Genomic DNA, 24,171 nt, shown 5'->3' with positions numbered 1-24,171 from the left:
ATTGTCCCACCGGGGAAAACCATCCGATTCTGGTGGACTGGCGCAGGCGTCGGTGCTAGGTTCCGTCCCTTGCAGGATTGGAGGTTCAGCGATGTTCAGTTTATTCACCAATTACAGGAAAGCGGCCTTGAAGTTCCTGGCCCAGCATCAGATCGGCCAACGACTGTTCTCCACCGGAGACGGCGGTCGCAAGATGCGCTACCTGCGCGAAAAGGGCTACGTGGTTTCGGAGCGGGTCTCCGAAAACCGCTGGGTCCACGAGATCGTCAAGAAGCCTTAGACACCCACCTTCGGGCGATTCGGCCTGCCTTCCGGCAGGCCTTTTTTTTTGGCCTCCGGCCACGGCCTCCCCCACCCCGGTCCCGGCCAGTCCCGGTCCGCCCGCCTGCTCCCCCCTTCGAGCCGCGACACCCCGTCCCCAGGCGCGCCTATTTTACAATAATATACTTTTTCAGTCTGATTTATGCACAGTGTGAATTTTATCGCAAACCCCTTGCCGGGCCTGCGCTTGAGCCCCCTCTTGAAAATGATTTTCATAAAACCTACTCAACAGGTTCCTGCTTTAAATCGGATAGTTACAGCGATAACAAGAACAATTATCAACTTAGAATTTCTTCTTGACGAACCCTTTATAACTAACATACCGGGCCAGTATGGATTAAAAACCTCGTGGTTGAGTAGGTATTTTAACCTACCGAACCAGGGGAGTTTTAAGACCAGTTTTTCAGCGCGGCGGACAGGCCGCGCGTGGGGGCCGGAAGGGTTCCGGGAACGGAATCAGGGGAACGGGCCGAGGAGGCCGGTTCATTGCCATCAACGCTTTTGAGTAAAGGGATCGACACATGGCAAACGGTAAACGGATACTGCGATTGACTGTCCTCGCGATCGCGCTGGCCGGCGTGCTCGGCTTCCAGTTGGAAGCCATGGGCATGCTTTCCGCGGCGGACGACGCCGCCGGACGGCCCGACGTGATCATGATCGACACCATCGCCAAGCTGGAGTCACTCGAACAGTCTGCGGCCGTGTTCAAGCACGACGCACACACCAAGGCCCTGAAGGATCAGGGCATGAGCTGCGAGTCCTGCCACAAGAAGGATGAGAAGGGGAATCTCTCCCTGACCTTCAACCGGACGGCGGGCGAGGAATTGTCCGCGTCTCAGCTCAAGGACATTTATCACGACGGCTGCATCACCTGCCACGTCAAGACCGACGAGAAGGGCTTCAAGACCGGCCCCATGGTCGGCGAGTGCCGCGGCTGTCACCAGGCCGAACCCGAGGCCGTAGCCGCCCGGGTGGACGCCGGCATGGACAACATGCTCCACTTCATCCACTGGGATTCCAAGGTCATCAAGGCCGATCCCGGCAAGGACACCAACTGCGGCGCCTGCCACAAGAAGGCCGGTGAAGAGGATTCCTGGCGCTTCTCCGAGGCCGCCAAGACCGAGCCGGTCAACGAGCTGTTCCACAACCAGTGCGTGACCTGCCACCAGTCCCTGGCCGAGAAGAAGGCCGAGCGGACCGGTCCGGTGCAGTGCGCCGGCTGTCACGGCGACAAGGAAACGGCCGAGCGCAGCGCCGAGCTGGCCAAGGATCTCAAGGCCATGGGCGGCATCGTCCCGAGGCTCCCGCGCAAGCAGCCCGACGCCGTGCTGATGGCCCCCGAGGTCAAGCCGGAAGCCGCCGATCAGGTGGCGGGCATGGCCGGCGTGGCCTTCGACCACAAGTCTCACGAAGCCAAGACCGACTCCTGCCTGGCCTGTCACACCTCCGGCGTGAACGCCAAGATGGACACGTCCTTCCAGGCCCTGCACGACGTGGCCGACCCCGCCTCCTGCGTGGGCTGCCACGCCGTTGAGCAGAAGAAGCCCGAATGCGCTGGCTGTCACGCCCTGCGCCCGGCCGCCAAGGTCCTGACCGAGACCTCCTGCGCCGCCTGCCACAACGTCCCGGCCGAGAACGCCGAAGGCGTGAAGCTGGTCGCCGCTCCCGAGGAAGTGCGCGAGGCCGAGGCGGCACTGATCATCAATGCCCGCCCGCAGGCCCCTGTCTACGTGGCCGAGGCCGACATCCCCGAGTTCGTGAACATCGGCGCCATCGCCGACAAGTACCAGGCGAGCAAGATGCCGCACCGCAAGATCGTGCTCTCGCTCATGAAGGGCATGCAGGACAGCAAGCTGGCCACCGCGTTCCACGGAACTCCCGAGGCGATCTGCGCCGGCTGCCATCACAACAGCCCGGCCACCAAGACCCCGCCCAAGTGCGCGTCCTGCCACGGCAAGCCCTTTGCCGTCGAAGGCCGTCCGGGTCTGAAGGCCGCCTACCACGGCCAGTGCATGACCTGCCACACCGAAATGAAGCTCGAAAAGCCCGCCGCCACCAACTGCGTCGCGTGCCACGAGAAGAAAACCAACTAACCGAAGGAGAATACGATGTTACGCAGAACCTTCCTCGGATTGTTGGGCGCCGCTGGCGCGAGCGCAGCGCTGACCACGTCGGCCCAGGCCGGAGGCAAGCAATTCGGCCCGCACCCCGACACCCACGGCGTGCTCTTCGACGCCACCCGCTGCATCGGCTGTCGCAAGTGCGAACTGGCCTGCAACGAGGTCAACGAGCTGCCCGCTCCCGACAAGCCGTTCGACGATCTGACCGTGCTCGACACCGAGCGCCGGACCGACGAGAAGACCTATACCGTCGTCAATAAATACCAGACCCCCGCCGGGCCGGTGTTCCGCAAGAACCAGTGCAACCACTGCCTGGAACCCGCCTGCGCCTCCGCCTGCTTCGTGCGGGCCTTCAAGAAGGAGCCGAACGGCGCCGTCACCTACGACGCGTCCGTGTGCGTCGGCTGCCGCTACTGCATGGTCGCCTGCCCGTTCTCCATCCCGGCGTACGAGTATGACGAACCCCTGACCCCGCGGGTCATGAAGTGCACCATGTGCTACCCGCGCCTCCAGGAAGGCAAGCTCCCCGGCTGCGTGGAGAAATGCCCCAAGGAGGCCCTGACCTTCGGCCTGCGCACCGATCTGATCAAGATCGCCCGCAAGCGCATCGAGGCCTACCCGGACCGCTACCAGGACCACATCTACGGCGAGCACGAGATGGGCGGCACCAGCTGGATGTACATCTCCGGCGCGCCGTTCTCCGAGATCGGCCTGCGCGAGGACCTGGGCACCGTCTCGGCTCCCGAGCTGACCGCCGGTCCCCTGGCCGCCGTTCCCATGGTCGTGGGCCTGTGGCCGGTGCTTCTGGGCGGCATCTACGCCGTGAGCAAGCGCAACGCCAAGATCGCCAACGACGAGCGCGTCATGGCCGTCAAGGACGCCTTGAAGAAGGCGGGCGCAGAGGCCGAGAAGAAGCTCCACGAGGAGCTCGGCAAGGCCGAAAAGGCCAGCCAGCGCCGCATCGAGGTCGAAGTCAAGAAGGCCGTGGAAGAGGCGCTCGCGCCCAAGCCGGAGGACGCCGAAACCAACGAGGAGGAGTCCTAGGATGTCTGTTGAAACCACTGCGGCCGCGAAGAAATCGCTCTTCACGCCGTTCAATATCATAGCTGGAATCATTCTCATCGCCGGGCTGGTGGTCACGGTGATGCGCTTCACCGGCGGCCTCGGCGCCGTCACCAACCTGGACCAGAACAACCCGTGGGGCATCTGGATCGGCTTCGATCTGATGTGCGGCGTTGCCTTGGCCGCGGGCGGCTACACCACCTCCGCCGCCTGCTACATCTTCGGCCTGAAGAAATACCACGCGGGCGTCCGCCCGGCCATTCTGACCGCCTTCCTGGGCTACGCCCTGGTGGTCTTCGCCCTGGGCTACGACGTCGGTCGTCCCTGGCGGCTGCCCTACCCCATCTTCGTCCAGCAGGGCACCACGTCGCTGCTCTTCGAAGTGGGCCTGTGCGTCATGCTCTACCTGACCGTGCTGTTCATCGAGTTCACCCCCGCCATGTTCGAATGGCTGGGCTTCAAGAAGATCCGCAGCATCGTGGTCAAGATGACCCTGGCCCTGACCATTCTGGGCGTGGTGCTGTCCACCCTGCACCAGTCCTCCCTGGGCGCCCTGTTCACCATCGCGCCGTCGAAGCTGCACCCGCTCTGGTACTCCCCGTACCTGCCGGTCTTCTTCTTCGTCTCGTCCATCGCGGCGGGCATGTCGATGGTCATCTTCGAGGGCACCCTCTCCCACAAGCCCATGCACCACTTGATGGACAGGGAGTACCTGGACAACCACGACGGCCTGATCCTCGGTTTCGGCAAGGCCGCTTCCCTCGTGCTGTTCGGGTACTTCGCCATCAAGCTCATCGGCCTGGCCTACGACAACAACTGGCACTACCTGACCACCGGCTACGGCGCGTGGTACCTGGTCGAGATGCTCGGTTTCGTGGCCCTGCCCTCCTTCCTGTACGCCGTGGGCGCACGGGACAGGAATATCACGCTGATCAAATGGGCCGCGGGCCTGACCGTCCTCGGCATCATCGTCAACCGGTTCAACATCTCCATGATCGCGTTCAACTACCAGCTCCCGTCCGCCCAGCGGTACTTCCCGAGCTGGGGCGAGATCACCATCTCGCTGTTCGTCGTGACCATCGGCGTGGTGGTCTTCCGGTTCATCACCACCAGGATGCCCATCTTCTACGAGCATCCCGACTACAAGGGCGAACACTAGGAGGTTGCCATGGAATTCTACACTGTGCAGGACTACTACACCTTCACCAAAGGCTGCGTGTACCTCATCATGGGCGGAATCCTGGTAGCGGCGACCCTCTACTGGCAGTTCCTGATGGGCGGAAACAAAAAGGACGACTAGCCGTCACGGCCATCGTTTCAACCACAACGACATGACAATCAAGGAGAAGCGGAAATGTACGATTTCCTGACAGGGCCGATGCTCTGGGCGACGTTTCTCGTCAGCTTCGGCGGCCTGCTCGTTCGCGCCGTGATGTATGTCAGAGGCCTGAATTGGCAGCTCGACCGCGTCGCGTACCGTCCTCAAATGAAATACGGCCTGCGGGGGGCATTCGCTCCATCCTGGCCTTCATCATCCCGTTCAAGGCCCGGCTGTGGCGCGTGCGCCCCGGTTTCACCATCATCTTCTTCGCCTTCCACATCGGGCTGCTCGTCACCCCGATCTTCCTGGAGGCCCACAACGTGATGCTCAAGGACGCCTTCGGCATCAGCCTGCCCACGCTGCCCACCTCGGTGGCCGACGTACTGGCATGGACCTGCCTGGTCGGCGGGCTGTTCCTGACCCTGCGCCGCATCGCCTTCCCCGAAGTGCGCATCATCACCACCTTCTACGACTACCTGCTGCTGGTCATCACCGTGATGCCGTTCATCACCGGCCTGATCGCCAGGTACGAACTGGGTGACTACAACTTCTGGCTGGCCGCCCACATCCTGAGCGGCGAAATCTGGCTCCTGGCCCTGCCCTTCACCAAGCTCAGCCACGTCCTGCTCTTCTTCATGTCCCGCATGCAGCTCGGCATGGACTACGGCATCAAGCGCGGCGGCATGAAGGGCACCGACATGGCCTGGTAAACGGGCGCAAGCCTACTTAACGGAGAACCGAAATGCCTGAAGGAAAATTCTGCAACAAGACGCCCATCAACACCGACGAGCAGCTCAAGGCCACGCTCGGCGACAAGGGCGGCAAGCAATATTACGAAGAGATGAACCATCTGGACGTGGACTCGGACAAGCTCTGGGCCACCATCCAGAAGACCATGAAGTCCAGGACCAAGACCTGGCTCGAAATCTGCGCCCACTGCGGCCTGTGCGCCGAGTCCTGCTTCCTGTACCAGGTCAACGGCCGGGTGCCCGAACAGGTCCCGTCCTACAAGATCCAGTCCACGCTCGGCGTGATGGTCAAGAAGAAGGGCAAGGTCGACAACGAGTTCATGCAGATGTGCATGGAGACCGCCTGGTCCAAGTGCACCTGCTGCAACCGCTGCGGCATGTACTGCCCCCACGGCATCGACATGGGCGTCATGTTCGGCTACCTGCGCGGCCTGCTCTACTCCCAGGGCTTCGTGCCGTGGGAGCTGAAGATCGGCTCCGGCATGCACCGCGTGTACCGCGCCCAGATGGACGTGACCACCGAAGACTGGGTCGAGACCTGCGAGTGGATGGCCGAGGAGAACGAAGAGGAATGGCCGGGTCTTGAGATCCCCGTCGACAAGGAAGGCGCGGACATCATGTACACCTGCAACGCCCGCGAGCCCAAGCACTACCCCGAAGACATCGCCGAGGCGGCGATCCTCTTCCACGTGGCGGGCGAGAACTGGACCGTGCCCTCCGAGGGCTGGGAGCAGACCTCCCTGTCCATGTTCGCCGGCGACTGGGAATGCTGCAAGGACAACGTCCTGAACGTCTACTCCGCCCTGGAGCGCCTGAAGCCCAAGCGCGCCATCGGCACCGAGTGCGGCCACGCCCACCGCGCCACCGTCATCGAAGGCCCGTACTGGGCCGGCCGTCCCGACGGCCAGCCGCCGGTCCCCTACATCCACTACGTCGAATGGCTGGCCGAGGCCCTGCGCACCGGCAAGCTCAAGATCGACCCGTCCAAGCGCATCAAGGAGCCGGTCACCCTCCAGGACTCGTGCAACTACGTGCGCAACCAGGGGCTCAAGGACGTCACCCGCGAGATCATCAGCTACATCGTCGAGCCGGGATACTTCGTGGAGATGGCGCCCAACAAGGAGCACAACTACTGCTGCGGCGGCGGTGGCGGATTCAACGGCATCGGCAAGTACCGCGAACAGCGGAACATGGCCCTGCGCAAGAAGATGGAGCAGATCCTCGACACGGGCTGCAAGCTCGTCATCGCGCCTTGCCACAACTGCTGGGACGCCATCCGCGACCTGGAGGAAGAGTACGAGATCGGCATCCGCTGGTCCTTCCTCAAGCCGCTGGTCATCAAGATGCTGGACGTGCCCGAGCATCTCCGCCCCGAGGAATAAACGGACGAGCAACCAAAGGATGAGGTGAACTATGTTCAAGAAGATTCTACTGGCAACCAGCGGTGCTCCGTCCACCTTCGGCGCCGCCCGCGTGGCCTTCGACATGGCCAAGCGGTACGGGGCCGAGGTCCTGGTGTTCAACGTCATGGGCGTTCCCACCAAGGCCTTTTCCCAGGTGGTCAACGACGTCCGCACCGGCGAGGAGATCGAGGTTGACGACGAGTACCGGTCCTGGGTCGAGGAGGAGCTGAAATCCACCTTCGAGAAGCAGATCGAGTCCGTGAAGTACGCCAAGATCATCACCACCACCGGCGTGCCGCACCGCGAGATCCTGCGGGTCGCCCGCGCCGAGGACGTGGACCTGATCGTCATGGGCGCCAGCTCCGGCGACTCGTCGGCCTACCGCAAGGGGTACCCCGGCTCCACGCTGCAGCGCGTGGCCAAGGCCGCCCGCTGCCCGGTGATGACCGTGCACCGCGAGACCGCCTCCTACTGGGGCGGCTTCGGCAACATCGTCTTCGCCACCGACTTCTCCAAGCAGGCGGAGAACGCCTTCAAGTTCGCCCTGGCCCAGGCCAGGGACCTGGACTGCGACCTGACCCTGTTCCACGCCCTGGACATCAGCGGCAAGGTGCTGGACCAGAACGCCATCGAAGACCAACTCATCGCCGCCCGGACCCGCATCCGCGAGACCTACGGCCCGATGATGGGCGACTTCAAGAACTTCGACATCGAAGTCTGGGAAGGCGTGCCCTACGTGGAGATCGTCAAGCTCGCCCGCGAGCGGTCCGCCGACCTGGTGGTCATGGCGCACCATTCGCGCGAGCTGGACCCGGAACTGGCCCGCATCGGCTCCACCATGGAGCAGGTCATCCTGCGCGCCGGTTGCCCGGTGGTCAGCGTGTCCAAGCCGGACAAGGTATAGAGTTGAGAGGGCGCGCCCGACGGGTGTCGGGCGCGCCGTGAAAATATTAATGCCGCAGCCGGCCTTGGCGGGAGCGGCTGCGGCAAATCAAGAATCAACCGAATGATTCGTGAGTACCAGGAGGAATGCTATGTCCAAGAAGATCCTGATCGTCGACGACGACAAGGAAATCCGTTCGTATCTGTCCGAACTGCTCGGTGACAACGGTTATGAGACCGTGACCGCCACCGACGGGGCCGAGGCTGTCGAGATCGCCAAGACCGAGAAGCCCGACCTGATCACGCTGGACCTGGAAATGCCCAACGAATGGGGTCCGCGGTTCTACCGCAAGATCAGCCAGGACGAGACGCTGAAGCGCACCCCGGTGGTGGTCATCAGCGGGCTCAACGCGATCAAGTACGCTATTCCCAAGGCGATCGCAAGCCTTACCAAGCCTTTTGAACCCGCCCAGCTGCTGAAGATCGTCAAGGACGCAATCGGCTAAGGGCAACCGGGTTGGATTTACCGGCCCGCGGATCGTTCACGGTTCGCGGGCCGAATTTTCCGACTTGAACTCGTGCGCAGGTTGAGTATACGTTTCATCCGTTGCGGGATAATCCCGCCACTTGAACACAGGTAGAGCTCATGCCAAAGAAAATCATGGTGGTGGACGACGATCCGGACATCGTCGATTACCTCATCAGCGTATTCGAAGACCACGGATACGATACCTGCCGCGCTTCCGACGGAATCTCAGCCTATGAAGTGGCCATGGCCGAAAGGCCGGACCTCATCACGCTGGACATCGAGATGCCCCACGAATGGGGCCCGCGATTCTACCGTCGGCTTACCAGTGAGAAGGAATTCTCCGACATCCCGGTGATCGTCATCTCCGGGCTTTCGGGAATCCACCTGGCCATCAGGCGGGCCGTGGCGACCATCAAGAAGCCCTTCGACCCGGCGGATGTGATCCAGATCGTGCGGGAAGCGCTGGGCGATTAGCCCGGCACGTCAATCCAGGGACTGGGGACCCGTTCGCAGGCGGCAGCAGGGGGCGGCGGCCGGAACGGAACTCCCGGAGGGTGTAATGGATTTCAAACGGTTGCTGCTCGTTGATGACGAGGAAGGCGTTCGCCGCTTCCTCGGCCTGTCGCTGATGGACCTCGGCTACGAAGTCGAAACCGCCGCCAACGGCCGCGAAGCCCTCGACATGTTCGACGGGTTCAGGCCCAATATCGTCTTCACCGACATCAAGATGCCCGTCATGGACGGCATAGAGCTCCTTAAGGCCATCAAGGAGAAGTCCCCCGACACCGAGGTGGTCATGATCACCGGCCACGGCGACATGGACCTGGCCATCGAGTCGCTCAAGTTCGACGCCTCGGACTTCATCACCAAGCCCATCAACAACGACGTCCTCGAGGTCTCCCTGGAGCGCGCCCGCGAGCGGTACCGGATGAAGCTCCAGCTGCGCGAGTACACCGAGAACCTGGAGCGGCTGGTGGAGGAGAAGACCCAGCGCATCGTCGAGCTGGAACGCCAGAAGGCCGCCTCCCAGGTGGTCGAGGGGCTGTCCGCGGCCCTGTCCGACGCGGCCCGCGACGTGGAGACCGGCTACGGCCTGTTCAACGAGCTGCCCTGCCTGGTGTCCATCCACAACCGCTATCTCGAGATCGTGGCCCACAACACCCTGTTCGAGGAGCGCCTCGGCAACCAGGTGGGCAACAACAGCTTCGATATCTACTCCGACCGCAACTCGCCGGGCAACGCCTGCCCGGTGCAGCGCACCTTCGAGACCGGGCGCGGCCAGCGGAGCAAGGAAAATTTCCTGGGCAAGGACGGCGAGGAAATTCCGGTAACGGTCTTCACCGCCCCCCTGCCGAACACCGAGGGCGACATAGAGCTGGTCCTGGACATCTCCGTGGACATGACCGAGCTCAAGCGCCTCCACGACGAGCTTTTGACCACCCAGTACAAGTACCAGCGGCTGTTCGACGAGGCCCCCTGCTACATCACCGTGCAGAACCCGGACCTGTCCATCGCCGAGGCCAACCGGCGGTTCATCGAGGACTTCGGCGAGGCCTCTGGCAAGCCGTGCTACACCGCCTACAAGCACCGCGACGAGCAGTGCGGCGACTGCCTGGTCCGCGAGACCTTCAAGGACGGCCTGTCGCGCCAGCACGAGACCGTGGTCACCACCCTCAAGGGCGAGCGCAAGAACATGCTCGTCCAGTCCGCGCCCATCCACGACGTCTCCGGCAAGGTCGTCCAGGCCATGGAGATGTCCACGGACATCACCGAGATCCGCAGGCTCCAGGACCACCTGACCTCGCTCGGCATCATGCTCGGCTCCATGTCCCACGGCGTGAAGGGCATGCTGACCTCCCTGGACGGCGGCATCTACCGCCTCGAATCCGGCCTGAACAAAGGCGACGAGGAGCGCGTGGCCGCGGCCACCAAGACCCTCAAGTCCATGATCGGCCGGGTCAAGAAGATGGTCCTCGACATCCTCTACTACGCCAAGTCGCGGGAGCTGGAGACCGAGACCGTGGACGCGGCCGAGTTCCTGCGCTCCACGTCGGACATCGTGGCCCCCAAGGCGGAGACCGCCTGCGTGGAGTTCATCCGCGACATCCCCGACGGCCTGGGCATGCTCAAGGCCGACACCGCGGCCCTGTCCGCGGCCCTGGTCAACTTCCTGGAGAACGGGGTGGACGCCGGCGAATGCCGCATGGGCGCCCGGCTCGAGTTCTCGGCCCGGCGCGAGGGCGCGGAACTCATCGTCACCGTGGCCGACAACGGCATGGGCATGGACCGCGAGACCAGGGACAAGATATTCACCCTCTTCTTCTCCTCCAAGGGCAAGAAGGGCACGGGCATCGGCCTGTTCATATCCAACCAGACCATCGAACAGCACGGCGGCTCGATCACCGTGGAGTCGGCCCCGGACAAGGGTTCGACCTTCACCATCACCCTGCCCGCCGGCGACGGGGCGTAGGGGCTCGGGAGGGACGGCGCGCCCGATTGATTGTCGCGCCGATTTTCCCTATGCTTCCGGGGCGCACCCTGCGCGACACCTTCTTTCGCCCCCAGGAACGGTTTTATGAAACTGACCACACGCAGCAGATACGGCACCCGGTTGCTTCTGGACATCGCCCTCCACTCCCCGGACGGCAGCCCGGTCCCGAGCAAGGACACCGCCGACCGCGAGGGACTCTCCCTCAAATACCTCGAAAAGCTCATCAAGATGCTCAAGCAGGCGGGCTATGTGAAGGGCAAGCGCGGCCCCAACGGGGGCAACGTGCTGGTCCGAAAGCCCGAGGACATCTCCATCGGCGAGGTGGCCCGCATCCTGGACGGCGAGGAACAGGTCCTGGGCTGCGAGGGCGACCCGTCCACCTGCCCGCGCGCGGCCGTCTGCCTCAAGCGCTCCATCTGGGACGACGCCTCCCTGGCCATGTACCGGATGCTTGATTCCTACACCCTGCGCGACCTGATGAAGGACGCGTTCCTCTGCCCCGAGAACCCGCCCGAAATGACCGAATAGCCGGGCCCCGGCCCGCACCGCGAGGGAGGTGTGAAGGTGCTCAAGAGATTCCGCGAGAGTCTGATCGCGAAGATGATCCTGTCGGGCGGCGTGACGCTGCTCCTGTGCATCTTCCTGTGGACCGGGTTCAACGTCTACTACTTCAAGAGCAACGTGGTCTCCAACGTCATGTCCGACATCGAGATGGTGTCCGACACGATCATGCTCGCCCTGCACTATGCGATGATGCTCGACAACGAAGAGGACATCAAAGAGAACATCAACAACATCAGCAAGCAGGAAGAGATCGAGTCCATCCGGGTCTACAACAAGCAGGGACGCATCGTCTTTTCGAACATCCCGGAGGAGATAGGCAAGGTCATCTCCCAGCACGCGCCCTCCTGCTGGATCTGCCACCAGTACGACCCGCCGCCGCCCAACATGCCGCTCGAGAAGCGCACCCGCATGGTCGAGTCGGGCAAGCGCCAGCTCATGGCCATCATGACCCCCATCGCCAACTCAGAGGGATGCTCGCCCGGCCCGTGCCACGTGCACGAAAAGGACGAACAGGTCCTCGGCCTGCTGGACGTGACCGTGAACATGGAGTCCAAGAACGCCATGATCCTCATGTTCGAGCGCGCCAACATGGGCATCTCGGTGGTCGTGTTCGCGGCCACCTTCCTGGCCCTGTTCGCCTTCACCTACCGGTTCATCTTCCGGCCCATCCGGCGGCTCATCACCGCCACCCGGGGCATCAGCGGCGAAAAGGGCCACACCGACATCGACATCGAGCAGGTGGACGAGATCGGCACCCTGGGCGAGGCCTTCAACATGATGGGCCGCAGGGTCACCGAGAAGCACCGCGAGCTCATGGAGCAGCGCGAGGAGTTCCGCAACCTGTTCGACAACGTACCCTGCCTGGTCTCGGTGGTGGACACCGACTACCGGGTGATCCGGCACAACAAGGCGTACGAGCAACACTTCGGCCTGCCCATGGGCAAGCGATGCTGGCAGGTGAACAAGGGACGGCTGGAGAAGTGCGAGGTCTGTCCCGTGGACCGGACCTTCCAGGACGGGCTGCCGCACATGTCCGAGGAGTCGGGCATGGCCAAGAACGGGCATCCCATCCACTGGATCGTGTACACCTCCCCGGTGCGCAACGAGGACGGCAAGGTGGTGGCCGCCATGGAGATGATGATCGACATCACCCACCGCCGCGAGCTGGAATCCAAGCTGGCCGCGTCCGAACACCGCTACCACGCCATCTTCGACTCCATCCCCAACGCGGTCTTCGTCCTGGACCGGGAGACCCTGGAAATCCTCAACTGCAACGAGCCCTCCCAGGAGATGTACGGCTGGACCCAGCTGGAGCTGCGCGGCCGTTCGTTCATGGGCTTCTTCCGGCCCGGCGAGGCCAAGGACTGGGAGGAGCAGCTGCGCACCTGCCCGGCCATCGAGCTGTGCACCCACGTGGACAAGTCCGGGCGGCAGTTCTTCGTCTTCCTGCGCATCTCCCCGGCCCGGTTCGAGGAGCGCGACACGCTCATCGTCACCTGCACGGACGTGACCCGCAAGGTCGAGGCCGAGCAGCAGCTCATCCAGGCCAGCAAGATGACCACCCTGGGCGAGATGTCCACGGGCGTGGCCCACGAGCTGAACCAGCCCCTGACCATCCTCAAGGCGATCTCGAACCTGCTGACGCGCAAGGTGGAGAACGGGACCGAAGTGGCCCCGGACATCATGCGCGAGATGGCGGACGGCATCTCCACCCACGTGGACCGCGCCGCCAAGATCATCGAGCACATGCGCGAGTTCGGGCGCAAGTCCGACCTGCGGACCATGCCGGTGCAGGTCAACGAGGTCCTGGAACGCGGCTTCGAGTTCTTCCACCAGCAGCTCATGGTCCACAACATCGAGGTGGTCTGGGACCTGGACCCGGACCTGCCGCTGATCATGGCCGACTCCAACCGGCTGGAGCAGGTGGTCATCAACCTGCTGCTCAACGCCCGCGACGCCATCGAGGACCGCTGGGCCGGGAACAAGGAGAACCCGGACAAGCGCGTCCTGATCACCTCGGCGGGAACGCCCGACAAGGTCGTGTTCCGCATCTGCGACACGGGCGAGGGCATCCCCCCGGCCATCCGCGAGCGGCTGTTCGAGCCGTTCTTCACCACCAAGAACGTGGGCAAGGGGACCGGCCTGGGGCTGTCCATTTCCTACGGCATCGTCACCGACTACGGCGGGGACATCCGCGCCTCCTCCTGGGACGAGGGCGGCGCCTGCTTTGAAATCACCTTCCCCAGGGCCGAGTGCGAACTGTAGGAGACCTTCACAACCCTTCGGTTTTTCTGTATGCGACAGTGACAAGACCATTTCAGGAGCCTCCATGCGCACATTGATCCTTGTCTCCCTCGCCGCCGTCCTGCTCGCCCTTTCCTCACCGGCCCGGGCCTCCTCCCGCGTCGCCCTTGTCATCGGCAACAGCGACTACGAACAGGCCCCGCTGCAGAACCCGGCCAACGACGCCACCGACATCGCCACCGCCCTCATCGAGCTCGGCTTCGAGGTCAACCTGCTCAAGAACGGCGACAGGAACCAGATGGAACGCGCCATCAACGCCTTCGGCAAAAACCTACGGGGGGCGGAGATCGGGTTGTTCTATTTCGCGGGCCACGGCGCCGAGGTGGAGGGCATCAACTACCTCTTCCCGCTGCACGCGGGCATAGACTCCGAGGCGGACGTCAAATACCGGACCGTGGACTCGCGGTACGTTCTGGCGGAAATGGAGGGAGCCGGGCCGCGCTCGTCGATCATCATCCTCGACGCCTGCCGGAACAACCCGTTCGTCCGCAAATTCCGCTCGGCCAACCGGGGACTGGCGATCATGGATGCGCCCCTCGGCTCGGTGGTGGCCTTTGCCACCTCTCCGGGCAAGCTCGCTTCCGACGGCCAGGGGCGCAACGGCGTGTACACCAAATATCTGCTCAAACACCTGCGCGATCCCAAGCTCTCCATCCGCGAAATACTGCTCAAGACCCGCATAGACGTGGTCGCGGAGACCGGCCGCCGCCAAATCCCCTGGGACGCCTCCTCCCTTCTGGCCGAGGTCTACCTGGGGGCTCCCGTGTCCGACGCCGACCGCCCCGTCCCGTCCGTCCCTGCATCCGACGAGATCAAGGACAACCAGGCCATGGTCTTCAACCGCACCACCTGGACCGAGCCGACCACGGGCATGGAATTCGTCTGGGTCCCGGCGGGCTGCTTCACCATGGGCGAGGACCGGCTAATGGGCGACAACTCCCCGGCGCACAAGGTCTGCCTGGACGGCTTCTGGATCGGCAAATATGAAGTGACCCAGAGACAATGGACAACGGTCATGGACTCCGATTCCTTCTACAACAAAGGCCTCGGCAAGCCCGCGGACGGCATCTCCTGGGAGCAGGCCATGGAATTCGTGCGCAGACTCGGCGAAACGGGCTCCGGAAGATACTCCCTCCCGACCGAAGCTCAATGGGAATACGCCGCTGCGGGGGGCGCCAACCCCGACCAGGACGTCACGGACTACAGAGACGTGGCCTGGTATCACAGCAACAGCAAGGACGGCTCCCATGACGTCGGGACCAAGGCCCCGAACGCACTCGGGCTGCACGACATGTCCGGCAACGTCTGGGAATGGTGCCGGGACGACTACGACTCCTCGGCGTACGAGAAGCATGATCCGAACAACCCGGAGGTCCGGGAGGATTCCCGCCTGAAGGTCATTCGCGGCGGAGGATACATGTCCCAGGTGCGGGATTTGAACGTCAGGAGCAGAGACAGAATGGCCAAGAGCCAAGGCGCCAGACAAGCCTCCATAACGAGCAAACTCGGTGAACGAAGAGGGCATGACTATCATCTGAGTTCGCAGTTCTCGGACGTCATCGGCTTCCGTGTTGTCCGCATGGACCAGTGATCCGGATCGAGACTAACGCCGATTCAAACAATAAAGGCCGGGAACGTTTCCCGGCCTTTTTTCGCGTCCTGCCCCTCAAAAACGCAAAAATCTGACACTTTCCTGAAAAAATAACCTCTTTCTACTGCCAAACTGCGCCAATCTCTGCTATGAGGGTCACAATCCCCCACTGCATCCGGGCCGGGGGCTTGTGGTCCGGAGCGACGGGGCATCGCAACCAGGAGGAGGTATGGAGCGAAAAACCAAAGCGGTCCTGTTGGTCCTCTGCGGCATCGTGATCGCATTCCCGCTCTTCAGCATGACCTACTACACCATGGTCAGGACCTCGACGCCGGAGTTCTGCGGCTCCTGCCACGAGATCCGGCCGGCCGTCATGGCCTGGAAGACCTCGACCCACGTCAACAACGCCCAGGGCTTCGTGGCCGACTGCATGGACTGCCACCTGCCCGCGCCGCACGACACGGTCGATTTCTTCTTCACCAAGACCATGCACGGGATGAAGGACGTCTTCGCCCATTTCACGGGCGGGGACGAGACTTATGATCGAAAGGTCATGCGCGAGCGCATCTGGTCGACCATGAAGAACGACCAGTGCATGAAGTGCCACCGCAACATCCTGCACATCCCCGGCAAGCGCGGGGCCATGCTGGCGCACCGCAAGGTGCTCTATGCCGCGGGCGGCCAGGAGTATCGCTGCACGGACTGTCACCGGGACCTGGTCCACAACGACAGGCAATTCTTTGACTACAAGCAGTTCAGCGCGCCCTACCGGGCCAGCGGGCTGCCCCATCTGGGCATCTAGGAGGTTTGCTTATGTATCGCAAGGTCATTCTCATGCTCGCGGCCCTGGTGGCCGTCACCGCGCTGGCCACCGCCGCCGGCGCGCAAAACTTTCCCAAAATGCGCGAGCTGCGCATGGACCGGGCCACCCCGCCCCAGGGCACGGCCTGCATCGAATGCCATAAACAGGAGACCCCGGGCATCTTCGCGGACTGGGCCATGAGCCGTCACGCCTCGGCGGGCATCACCTGCCTCGACTGCCACCAGGCCGAGCCCGGCGACCAGGACATCAGCGTGGACCACGAGAAGTACTACTCCATGGGCAACCTGCCCATGGGCGAGAAGCAGTACTTCGTGCCCATCGCCTCCCCGGTCACGCCCAAGGACTGTTCCCGCTGCCATCCGGACGAGGCCAAGTCCTACGCCAAGAGCAAGCACGCCAACACCATCGAGATCATGTGGAAGCTCGATCCGTGGCTGAACGGCGGCATGAACTCGGACAACGAGCGCAAGACCGGCTGCTTCTACTGCCACGGCACCGTGCTCAAGATGAAGGACGGCAAGCTCGATCCCGACACCTGGCCCAACGTGGGTGTCGGCCGCCTGAACCTGGACGGCTCGCTCGGCTCCTGCACCAGCTGCCACACCCGGCACCGCTTCTCGGTCATGGAGGCCCGCAAGCCCGAGACCTGCGGCCAATGCCACCTCGGCCCGGACCATCCGCAGATCGAGATCTACAACGAATCCAAGCACGGCGACATCTACCAGGCGTTCAAGCAGGAGTACAACTTCAACTCCGCCCCCGGCGCCTGGACTCCCGGCGTGGATTACCGCGCCCCGACCTGCGCCTCCTGCCACATGTCCGGCTCCGGCAACCAGCCCACCACCCACGACGTGACCGAGCGGCTGTCCTGGGAGACCCAGGCCCCGCTGACGGTCCGCCCGGCGGACTTCAAGCCGTTCCCGTCCGGCACCGACTGGAGCGTGGAGCGCGACAAGATGAAGGACATCTGCAGGCAGTGCCACGGCCAGTCCTGGATCGACGACTTCTACACCCAGCTCGACACCTCGGTGGAGGAGTACAACGAGGTTTACTTCAAGCCCGCCAAGAAGACCCTGGACGAACTGTACGAGAAGGGGCTGCTCGACAAGACCAAGTACTTTGACGAGCACCTCGAGGTCCAGTTCTACGAGCTGTGGCACCACGAAGGCCGCCGCGCCCGCATGGGCACGGCCATGATGGCCCCGGACTACGCCTGGTGGCACGGTTTCTACGAGTGCAAGCACCGCTTCAACCAGTTCATGGAAGAGGCCAAGCACCACATCGACTCCAACACCAAGGCGTACCGCTACCCCGACTTCCCGAACGCCACGGGCGATCCGACCCGTCCGGAGCAGATCTTCGGCAAGAAGTAGCCGCATCCCGAACAACCAACCGCAAGGGGGCCGAAAGGCCCCCTTTTCCGTGCCCGGGGCCAGGCCCTCCTTTACGTTGACCTACCGAAAAAAAACCGTGATATTAAACAAGAACGATTACTGGCGGCAACGGCGATCCCGGAACGGAGTACAGTGATGAGCGACCAATCCCCCAAGAAAGACTGGCCGCGGCCCAGCGCCGCATCGCCGAGCTGGAAGCGAGCCTGGAAGAGGTCTCGGCGGCCGCCTGCGAGGACCGCTACAGACAGGTCTTCGACAATGCTCCGAGCGGCATGGCCATCGTCAATCTGGAAGGAGACATCCTCCTCTGCAACGCCGAGGCGGAGCGGTTCCTGGGGCTGCGCGACGTCCCGGAGGAGGAACGCAACACCAAGCGGCTGTACGCCAACATCAAGGATCGCGAGCGGCTCTTCACCTTGCTCGGCCGCGAAAAGCACATCCGCAACTACGAGGTCCCCATGCGCCGCCTGAACGGGGACCCCATGTGGGCCAGCCTCAACGTCCGGAACATTCTGTACGCAGGGCAGGATGCCTATCTGGTCGCCTTCTCGGACATCACCGAGCACCGCGAGGCCCTGCGCCACCTGGAGCTGGACGAGATCCGCTTCGAGAAGCTGTATGCCCTGTCCCAGATGACCCAGCGGTCCGAGGCCGAGATCCTCGATTTCGCCCTGGCCGCCATCACCGAGGTCACCGGCAGCCCCATCGGCTTCATCTTCCGGGTCAGCGAGGACGAGTCCGAACTCTCCCTCTTCTCCTGGTCGGGCGAGGTCATGGCGCAGTGCGGGCTCGGCGCCTTCCCCGACAGGCACCGCCTGGAAACGGCCGGGCTGTGGAGCGAAGCCCTCCACCGGCGCGAACCGGTGATCATCAACGACTACCAGGCTCATCCCGACCGGCGGGGGTATCCCGATGGCCACATGCACATCGTCCGCCTCCTGAACATCCCGGTCTTCGACGAGCAGCGCATAGTCCTTCTCGCGGGAGTCGGGAACAAGGAACAGAACTACACCGAAGAGGATATCCGCCAGATGATGCTGATAATGAGCGGCACCTGGCGCACCATTCAGCGGCGGCGGTCCCGTGCGGAGCTGGCCGAGGCCCGGGCCCGGCTGGAGGAGAAGGTCATGGAGCGCACGGCCAGCCTGGAGGCCGTGAACCACCAGTTGGTGGAAAAGGACCGGGAGCGCGAAGAGGCCCGCGCCGAGCTGCTGCGCTACGAGCGGATCATCGAGACCAACCCCGACCTCATCTCGCTCATAGACAGGGAGTACCGCTACATCATCATCAACGAGTCCTGCGCGCGCATGTTCGACCGGCGGCGGAGCGAGGTGGTCGGCCAGACCGTGGACCAGCTCTTCGGCGAGGACTGCTTCGACATCCGGCTGCGGCCCGCCATCGACCGCGCCTTTGCCGGGGAGACCGTGCGCGAGGAGGCGTGGATCGAATTTCCGACCCGGGGGAGCGGTACATGTCCATCTCCCACCAGCCCGTCCGGGTCCAGGGCGACCCGGAGACCTACGTCTCCTTCGAGGCGCGGGACATAACCGACCTCAAGCGCAGCGAAGAGACCCTCAAGGCGTTCGCCGAGCGCCTGGACCTGGCCACCAATGCGGCCAACATCGGTATCTGGGAGTGGGACCTTTTGACCGACGCCCTGCACTGGGACCAAAAGATGTTCAATCTGTACCGGATCGCCCCGACCGACCCCGACGAGCTCTACGACCTCTGGCGGCTGCAAGTGCACCCCGACGACCTGCCCGCTGTGGAGCGCGAAGTGGCCCGGACCATCGAGGGCCAGGGACTGCTGAACACCGAATTCCGGATCATCCGCCCGGACGGGGCCACGCGGATCATCCGCGCACATGCCCAGGTCCAGGTTGACGACAACAACGTTCCGCACCGGCTTATCGGCCTCAACCAGGACATCACCGAGCAGCGAAACATGGAGGACGAGCTGCGCACCCTGGCCTCCACCGACCCGCTCACCGGGGCCAGCAACCGCCGCCAGTTCATGAGCCGCCTGAGCGAGGAGTTCGAGCGCTGCAAGCGGTACAACACCTCCCTGGTGCTGCTCTCCCTGGACATCGACCATTTCAAGCGCATCAACGACACCTACGGCCACCCTTCGGGCGACGACGTGCTCAAGGAGCTGGTCATCCTGTGCCAGTCCACCCTGCGCACCACCGACCTCTTCGGGCGCGTGGGCGGCGAGGAGTTCCAGGCCGCCCTGATCCTGACCCACATCGCCGCCGGCAACAACACCGCCGAGCGGTTGCGCCGCCGCGTGGAGCAGACCCGCGTCTCCACCCACGGCGAGGTCATCTCCTTCACCATCAGCATCGGCATCACCGCCCTGCGCCCCGAGGACAACTCCATCGAAGACATCCTCAAGCGCGCGGACGACGCCCTCTACGAAGCCAAGCGCAGCGGCAGAAACCGGGTCGTGCAGCTCTAGCCTTGACTCTCCCGCCAGCCCCTCCTACCCTGTAACGGTTGGAAAAAAGCAAAACCGCGAGGTGACCCCATGCCCCTCTTCACGAAAGACAAGGAAGACGACAACGGCGGGTGGTTCCTGCCCGAGGACGTCCGCAAGCAGCTGACCGAGACCTTCAAGGCCCTCAAGGAAAACGTGGTCCTGGAACTGTTCGCCGAGCCCGGCGTCAACGACGAGTTCACGGAATACACCGCCACGTTCTGCGCCGACCTCGACCGTCTGCACGAAAAAATCGAGTTCCGCCGGACGGCCATCCCGTCCGAGCGGGCCGAAGCCCTGGGCGTGACCGCGTCGCCCACCCTGTGCGTCAACCCGGACGACTACCATATCCGGTTCCTGGGCGCGCCCATGGGCGAGGAAGGCAAATCCTTCATCACCGCCATCATGCTCGTCTCCCTGCGCATGAACGGGCTGTCCGAACAATCCCTGGCCCTGCTCGAGCCGCTCGAGGACGAACGGCTTTGCCAGGTCTTTGTCTCGCCCTCCTGCCCCTATTGCCCGGGCCAGGTCATGCACGCGATCAAATGCGCCATCGCCCGGCCCGACCTGGTGAAGGCCGAGTGCGTGGAGATGAACGAGAATCCCGACCTGACCCAGGAATTCAACGTCGGGTCCGTGCCGCACACCATATTCAACTCCGGGGCGCACGACGGACTGGGCCTCATGCCCGAGGAACGGTTCGTGGTGGAGATGGTCCACCTCAAGTCCGTGGAGATGCTCCTGGAGGAAGGGACGCTGCCCGGCATGAAGGACGGCTCGGCCCCGGCCGGCTTCGGCGCGGCCGAACCGGGCGAGGTGGACCTGGTCATCGTCGGCGCAGGCCCCGCCGGGCTGACCGCGGGCATCTACGCCGTGCGCGCGGGCCTCAAGTCCGTGATCCTGGAGAAGTCCATCGTGGGCGGCCAGGTGGCCCTGACCCCGGTGGTCGAGAACTACCCCGGCTTCACCAACGTACCCGGCAAGCAGCTCATGGACATCATGAGCGAGCACGCCCGGCAGTACGTGCCGGTGAACGAGGGCGAGGGCGTGGAGTCCATCACCCCCGGCGACCCGGCCAAGGATGAACCGTTCACCGTGACCACCAACCGGGGCGCGTACCCGGCCCGGGCCGTGATCCTGGCCACGGGCGCGAGCTACCGAAAGCTGGGCATTCCCGGCGAGGACGCCTATTTCGGACGCGGGGTCAACTACTGCGCCTCCTGCGACGGGTACCTCTACAAGGGCAAGGCCGTGGCCATCGTGGGCGGCGGCAATACCGCCCTGACCGACGCCCTGCACCTCAAGAACCTCGGCGTGTCCGTGACCATCATCCACCGCCGGGACGAATTCCGCGCCCAGAAGCCGCTCGTGGACTCCGTGGAGCGCGAGGGCATCCAGGTGCTCTGGAACACCGTGGTGGACGAGATCCTCGGCGACGACCGCAAGGCGCACACCCTGAAGCTGCGCAACGTCGAGACCGAGGCGGTCACCGAACTGCCCGTGGACGGCGTGTTCATGGCCATCGGCCAGAAGGCCGCCACCGAGCTGGCCGTGTCCCTGGGCGCGGAGCTGAAGGAGAACGGGTTCGTCAAGGTCGGCCCGGACATGCGCACCTCGGTGCCGCGCGTCTACGCCTGCGGCGACCTGACCGGCGGCCTGCAACAGATCGTCACCGCCATCGGCGAGGGGTCCATCGCGGCCATGTCCGCCTTCGAGGACCTGTCGCACCCCTACTGGAAGGAATAACCATGCGGGACCGGGACGGGGCCGAGCGGGCCCCGGACCGGTTCTACCGGGGAATGGGTATCAGCGCCGGGACCTGCTCCCGATAGCGCTCGTAGGCCGGACCGAAGCGGTCGAGCATGGACCGCTCCTCCACCGGAGCCCAGCGGCGGAAGGCGAACCAGCCCGCGACCGAGGCCGCAACGATCGCCCACGCCCCCGTGACCAGGGCCAGGCCCGGGAACAGGAACACCAGCCAGGCCGAATACATGGGATGACGCACGAGGGCGAAGGGGCCGTCCGTGTCCAGGCGGTCCTCCTTCATGGCCCTGAGCAAACGGACCATGCCCCAGAAATAGAGGCCGAACGCGGCCAGGACGAGCATCCAGCCGATGAGCGCGCGCAAGGGCTGGAGGAACCCCGCCGGAAACAGGAACACCGACGGCCACGCCCACGCCGCGGCGCCGCCGAGCGCAGCCGCCAGCATGGCGGGACGGATCATCTTCGGTCCCTGGCCGAAAAACATCTCCCTTTGCGATCCCATGTTCTTCTCCTCCTTTTCCATCCCAGTAAATCGATCGGAGACGTGTTGTCCAGAAACACCCCTTGACTCCCAATCGCCTCCCTGCTACCTGTGATTTCTCCGATGTGACCATCGGTCATTTTTTGACCGCCAGTCGCATCATGACCACAAGTCACAAAAAACCGGCTGTTATTCCGGCGGACAAGGGGCGAGGATGGCGACCAAACAACAGGAAAAATCCCAGCAGACCATGCAGGAACTTATGGCCTCGGCCATCGAGCTGTTCGGGACCAAGGGGTTCGCCAACACCTCGGTGGCCGAGATCACCGACCACGCGGGATACGCCAAAGGCAGTTTCTACCGGCATTGGAACTCCAAGGACGAACTGTTCCTCCAGATCGTGGAGCAGAAGTTCCGCCAGTACCGCGCCACCCGGCACGACCGGGTGCAGAACGCCGAGAATCTCGAAGCGGCCATGAACATCATCTGGGACTTTCTGGAGACCATCGTCTCGGACCGCAACTGGTCCTCCATCTTCCTGGAGTTCACGGTCTATTCCGCTACCAGCGAGCCGCTGCGCAAGCTCATGAACAAGTCCGACTACCGGCTCTCCAACAAGGTCTTCGCCGATCTGGTCCGCGACCACGTGGAGACCGATTTCCCGCCGGAGAAGATCGGCGCGCTGAACACCGCCCTGTTCGAGGGCTATCTCATCCACCGCGCGCTGGGCACCGAGGTCCTTTCCCTGGCCGAGGTGCGCAGGGCGGCCATCGCCCTGGCGCTCATGAACGGAACCCGGCAGGGCTGAACCCCTGCTCGCCCCATATCACCCCCACCACAAGCGAGATGCACATGCGTAAAACCCTTTTCACCCTGACGGCCATTGCCCTGTTCCTGTTCGGCCTGACCTCCGTTGCCTGCGCCGAATCCGTCCGCCTGACCTACTCCAGCTTCTTCCCGCCCACCCACGTCCAGTCCAGGCTGGCCGAGCAGTGGTGCGCCGAGGTCGAGGCCCGCACGGGCAAGGCCGTGATCATCGACTTCTATCCCGGCGGCACCCTGACCAAGGCCAAGCAGACCTATGACGGCGTGGTCGAGGGCATCTCCGACATCGGCCAGTCCTGCCTCGCCTACTCGCGCGGCCGCTTCCCGGTCATGGCCGCCGTGGACCTGCCCATGGGCTACAAGAACGGCGTCCAGGCGACCGACGTGGCCAACGCGGTCTACACCAAGTTCAGCCCGGCGGAGTTCGACGACGTCCAGCCCATGTACTTCCACGCCCACGGCCCGGGCCTGCTGTTCACCACCGAAAAGCCGGTCCGCACCCTGGCCGACCTGAACGGGCTCAAGATCCGCTCCACCGGCAACTCCGCCAAGCTCATCGAAGCACTGGGCGGCACCCCGGTGGCCCAACCCATGCCCGCCTCCTACCAGTCCCTGCAAAAGGGCGTGGTGGACGGTTCGGTCCATCCCATGGAGTCCAACAAGGGGTGGAAGCTCGGCGAGGTCGTCAGGCACTGCACCCTGTCCGACTGCGTGGGCTACACCACCACCTTCTTCGTGGTCATGAACAAGGACAAATGGGCCATGATCTCCCCCGAGAACCAGCAGATCATCCTGCAGATCAACGCCGAATGGGCGCTCAAGCACGGCCAGGCCTGGGACGAGGCAGACGCCGAGGGCAAGGAGTTCCTGACCTCCAAGGGCGGCGACTTCATCGAGCTGGAGCCCGCCGAGGCGGAGCGCTGGGTCAAGGCCGCGCAGCCGGTCCTCGACGGCTACGCCGCGGGCGAAGGCAAGGCGGTGGACGGCCAGGCCGTGGTGGACTTCATCAAGGGTGAAATGACCAAAAGTCCGTAGGACTCATCATATACAAGGGGGGAGCCGAGCGCTCCT

Annotated in this window: 21 protein-coding genes and 1 pseudogene; 21 read left to right on the top strand and 1 reads right to left on the bottom strand. The window is 63.8% G+C overall.

Annotation, left to right across the window (positions count from 1 at the left end; all coding sequences use genetic code 11):
* The first annotated feature begins 91 nt into the window (after window positions 1-91).
* The 19 genes and pseudogenes from AWY79_RS18675 (at window position 92) to AWY79_RS06235 (ending at window position 21,776) form a co-directional block, all read left to right on the top strand.
* Window positions 92-280: a hypothetical protein gene (locus tag AWY79_RS18675; protein ID WP_133986998.1), complete on the top strand. Its 189-nt coding sequence runs from the start codon at window positions 92-94 to the stop codon at window positions 278-280.
* 562 nt (window positions 281-842) lie between these two features.
* The gene (gene hmcA, locus AWY79_RS06320; protein WP_066801714.1) at window positions 843-2,414 is read left to right on the top strand and encodes a sulfate respiration complex hexadecaheme cytochrome HmcA; all 1,572 of its coding nucleotides are present in this window, start codon (window positions 843-845) and stop codon (window positions 2,412-2,414) included.
* Between the two features lie 15 nt (window positions 2,415-2,429).
* Window positions 2,430-3,485: a sulfate respiration complex iron-sulfur protein HmcB gene (gene hmcB, locus AWY79_RS06315; RefSeq protein WP_066801712.1), complete on the top strand. Its 1,056-nt coding sequence runs from the start codon at window positions 2,430-2,432 to the stop codon at window positions 3,483-3,485.
* Between the two features lies 1 nt (window position 3,486).
* The gene (gene hmcC, locus AWY79_RS06310; RefSeq protein WP_066801711.1) at window positions 3,487-4,662 is read left to right on the top strand and encodes a sulfate respiration complex protein HmcC; all 1,176 of its coding nucleotides are present in this window, start codon (window positions 3,487-3,489) and stop codon (window positions 4,660-4,662) included.
* A 9-nt stretch (window positions 4,663-4,671) separates the two neighbouring features.
* Entirely contained in the window at window positions 4,672-4,803 is a 132-nt protein-coding gene (hmcD, locus tag AWY79_RS06305; RefSeq protein WP_066801709.1) for a sulfate respiration complex protein HmcD, read from the top strand.
* Between the two features lie 54 nt (window positions 4,804-4,857).
* Window positions 4,858-5,534: pseudogene (gene hmcE / locus AWY79_RS06300) on the top strand (sulfate respiration complex protein HmcE).
* A 32-nt stretch (window positions 5,535-5,566) separates the two neighbouring features.
* Window positions 5,567-6,955 (top strand): sulfate respiration complex iron-sulfur protein HmcF, encoded by a 1,389-nt coding sequence (gene hmcF / locus AWY79_RS06295; protein ID WP_066801708.1) that lies wholly within the window; start codon window positions 5,567-5,569, stop codon window positions 6,953-6,955.
* Between the two features lie 31 nt (window positions 6,956-6,986).
* Window positions 6,987-7,880, top strand: coding sequence for a universal stress protein (locus AWY79_RS06290; RefSeq protein WP_066801707.1), 894 nt, complete (start codon window positions 6,987-6,989; stop codon window positions 7,878-7,880).
* Between the two features lie 130 nt (window positions 7,881-8,010).
* A complete protein-coding gene (divK, locus tag AWY79_RS06285) occupies window positions 8,011-8,364 on the top strand; it encodes a DVU0259 family response regulator domain-containing protein (RefSeq protein ID WP_066801706.1) in 354 nt (117 codons plus the stop codon).
* A 140-nt stretch (window positions 8,365-8,504) separates the two neighbouring features.
* Window positions 8,505-8,861, top strand: coding sequence for a DVU0259 family response regulator domain-containing protein (divK, locus tag AWY79_RS06280; RefSeq protein WP_066801705.1), 357 nt, complete (start codon window positions 8,505-8,507; stop codon window positions 8,859-8,861).
* Between the two features lie 85 nt (window positions 8,862-8,946).
* Complete coding sequence (locus AWY79_RS06275; RefSeq protein WP_066801704.1) at window positions 8,947-10,857, top strand: response regulator; 1,911 nt, start codon at window positions 8,947-8,949, stop codon at window positions 10,855-10,857.
* Between the two features lie 105 nt (window positions 10,858-10,962).
* Complete coding sequence (locus AWY79_RS06270) at window positions 10,963-11,406, top strand: RrF2 family transcriptional regulator (protein WP_066801703.1); 444 nt, start codon at window positions 10,963-10,965, stop codon at window positions 11,404-11,406.
* 36 nt (window positions 11,407-11,442) lie between these two features.
* On the top strand, window positions 11,443-13,707 hold the full coding sequence (locus AWY79_RS06265; protein ID WP_066807052.1) for a PAS domain S-box protein: 2,265 nt from the start codon (window positions 11,443-11,445) through the stop codon (window positions 13,705-13,707).
* Between the two features lie 64 nt (window positions 13,708-13,771).
* Window positions 13,772-15,337, top strand: a complete 1,566-nt coding sequence (locus tag AWY79_RS06260; protein ID WP_066801702.1) for an SUMF1/EgtB/PvdO family nonheme iron enzyme — start codon at window positions 13,772-13,774, stop codon at window positions 15,335-15,337.
* A 229-nt stretch (window positions 15,338-15,566) separates the two neighbouring features.
* Entirely contained in the window at window positions 15,567-16,139 is a 573-nt protein-coding gene (locus tag AWY79_RS06255; protein ID WP_066801699.1) for a NapC/NirT family cytochrome c, read from the top strand.
* Window positions 16,140-16,150: 11 nt separating this feature from the next.
* A complete protein-coding gene (locus tag AWY79_RS06250) occupies window positions 16,151-17,533 on the top strand; it encodes a multiheme c-type cytochrome (RefSeq protein WP_066801697.1) in 1,383 nt (460 codons plus the stop codon).
* 116 nt (window positions 17,534-17,649) lie between these two features.
* Window positions 17,650-19,101, top strand: coding sequence for a GAF domain-containing protein (locus AWY79_RS06245; RefSeq protein ID WP_335343137.1), 1,452 nt, complete (start codon window positions 17,650-17,652; stop codon window positions 19,099-19,101).
* Window positions 19,026-20,012 (top strand): GGDEF domain-containing protein, encoded by a 987-nt coding sequence (locus AWY79_RS06240; RefSeq protein WP_066801693.1) that lies wholly within the window; start codon window positions 19,026-19,028, stop codon window positions 20,010-20,012. Before AWY79_RS06245 ends, AWY79_RS06240 begins: the two co-directional genes overlap by 76 nt.
* A gap of 69 nt (window positions 20,013-20,081) precedes the next feature.
* Entirely contained in the window at window positions 20,082-21,776 is a 1,695-nt protein-coding gene (locus AWY79_RS06235; RefSeq protein WP_066801691.1) for an FAD-dependent oxidoreductase, read from the top strand.
* A 43-nt stretch (window positions 21,777-21,819) separates the two neighbouring features.
* On the opposite strand, the gene AWY79_RS06230 is transcribed toward AWY79_RS06235, so the two are convergent.
* The gene (locus AWY79_RS06230; protein WP_158509859.1) at window positions 21,820-22,296 is read right to left on the bottom strand and encodes a methyltransferase family protein; all 477 of its coding nucleotides are present in this window, start codon (window positions 22,294-22,296) and stop codon (window positions 21,820-21,822) included.
* A gap of 193 nt (window positions 22,297-22,489) precedes the next feature.
* Between AWY79_RS06230 and AWY79_RS06225 the strand changes: the two genes are divergently transcribed.
* Together AWY79_RS06225 and AWY79_RS06220 are read left to right on the top strand one after the other, a co-directional pair.
* Entirely contained in the window at window positions 22,490-23,083 is a 594-nt protein-coding gene (locus tag AWY79_RS06225; RefSeq protein WP_066801686.1) for a TetR/AcrR family transcriptional regulator, read from the top strand.
* 44 nt (window positions 23,084-23,127) lie between these two features.
* Entirely contained in the window at window positions 23,128-24,135 is a 1,008-nt protein-coding gene (locus AWY79_RS06220) for a TRAP transporter substrate-binding protein (RefSeq protein WP_066801685.1), read from the top strand.
* Window positions 24,136-24,171: the final 36 nt, after the last annotated feature.

It is taken from the genome of Pseudodesulfovibrio indicus (assembly GCF_001563225.1).
In the GTDB taxonomy this organism is placed as follows: Bacteria; Desulfobacterota; Desulfovibrionia; order Desulfovibrionales; family Desulfovibrionaceae; genus Pseudodesulfovibrio; species Pseudodesulfovibrio indicus.
Note: the sequence above shows the minus strand (reverse complement) of the source record. Positions and strands in the feature narration are given on the sequence as shown.

What these genes read in the sequence shown, in the direction of transcription:
- AWY79_RS18675 (WP_133986998.1), top strand. Translation starts at nt 92, where the DNA reads ATGTTCAGTTTATTCACCAATTACAGGAAAGCGGCCTTGAAGTTCCTG.
- hmcA (WP_066801714.1), top strand. Translation starts at nt 843, where the DNA reads ATGGCAAACGGTAAACGGATACTGCGATTGACTGTCCTCGCGATCGCG.
- hmcB (WP_066801712.1), top strand. Translation starts at nt 2,430, where the DNA reads ATGTTACGCAGAACCTTCCTCGGATTGTTGGGCGCCGCTGGCGCGAGC.
- hmcC (WP_066801711.1), top strand. Translation starts at nt 3,487, where the DNA reads ATGTCTGTTGAAACCACTGCGGCCGCGAAGAAATCGCTCTTCACGCCG.
- hmcD (WP_066801709.1), top strand. Translation starts at nt 4,672, where the DNA reads ATGGAATTCTACACTGTGCAGGACTACTACACCTTCACCAAAGGCTGC.
- hmcF (WP_066801708.1), top strand. Translation starts at nt 5,567, where the DNA reads ATGCCTGAAGGAAAATTCTGCAACAAGACGCCCATCAACACCGACGAG.
- AWY79_RS06290 (WP_066801707.1), top strand. Translation starts at nt 6,987, where the DNA reads ATGTTCAAGAAGATTCTACTGGCAACCAGCGGTGCTCCGTCCACCTTC.
- divK (WP_066801706.1), top strand. Translation starts at nt 8,011, where the DNA reads ATGTCCAAGAAGATCCTGATCGTCGACGACGACAAGGAAATCCGTTCG.
- divK (WP_066801705.1), top strand. Translation starts at nt 8,505, where the DNA reads ATGCCAAAGAAAATCATGGTGGTGGACGACGATCCGGACATCGTCGAT.
- AWY79_RS06275 (WP_066801704.1), top strand. Translation starts at nt 8,947, where the DNA reads ATGGATTTCAAACGGTTGCTGCTCGTTGATGACGAGGAAGGCGTTCGC.
- AWY79_RS06270 (WP_066801703.1), top strand. Translation starts at nt 10,963, where the DNA reads ATGAAACTGACCACACGCAGCAGATACGGCACCCGGTTGCTTCTGGAC.
- AWY79_RS06260 (WP_066801702.1), top strand. Translation starts at nt 13,772, where the DNA reads ATGCGCACATTGATCCTTGTCTCCCTCGCCGCCGTCCTGCTCGCCCTT.
- AWY79_RS06255 (WP_066801699.1), top strand. Translation starts at nt 15,567, where the DNA reads ATGGAGCGAAAAACCAAAGCGGTCCTGTTGGTCCTCTGCGGCATCGTG.
- AWY79_RS06250 (WP_066801697.1), top strand. Translation starts at nt 16,151, where the DNA reads ATGTATCGCAAGGTCATTCTCATGCTCGCGGCCCTGGTGGCCGTCACC.
- AWY79_RS06240 (WP_066801693.1), top strand. Translation starts at nt 19,026, where the DNA reads ATGTCCATCTCCCACCAGCCCGTCCGGGTCCAGGGCGACCCGGAGACC.
- AWY79_RS06235 (WP_066801691.1), top strand. Translation starts at nt 20,082, where the DNA reads ATGCCCCTCTTCACGAAAGACAAGGAAGACGACAACGGCGGGTGGTTC.
- AWY79_RS06230 (WP_158509859.1), bottom strand. Translation starts at nt 22,296, where the DNA reads ATGGGATCGCAAAGGGAGATGTTTTTCGGCCAGGGACCGAAGATGATC.
- AWY79_RS06225 (WP_066801686.1), top strand. Translation starts at nt 22,490, where the DNA reads ATGGCGACCAAACAACAGGAAAAATCCCAGCAGACCATGCAGGAACTT.
- AWY79_RS06220 (WP_066801685.1), top strand. Translation starts at nt 23,128, where the DNA reads ATGCGTAAAACCCTTTTCACCCTGACGGCCATTGCCCTGTTCCTGTTC.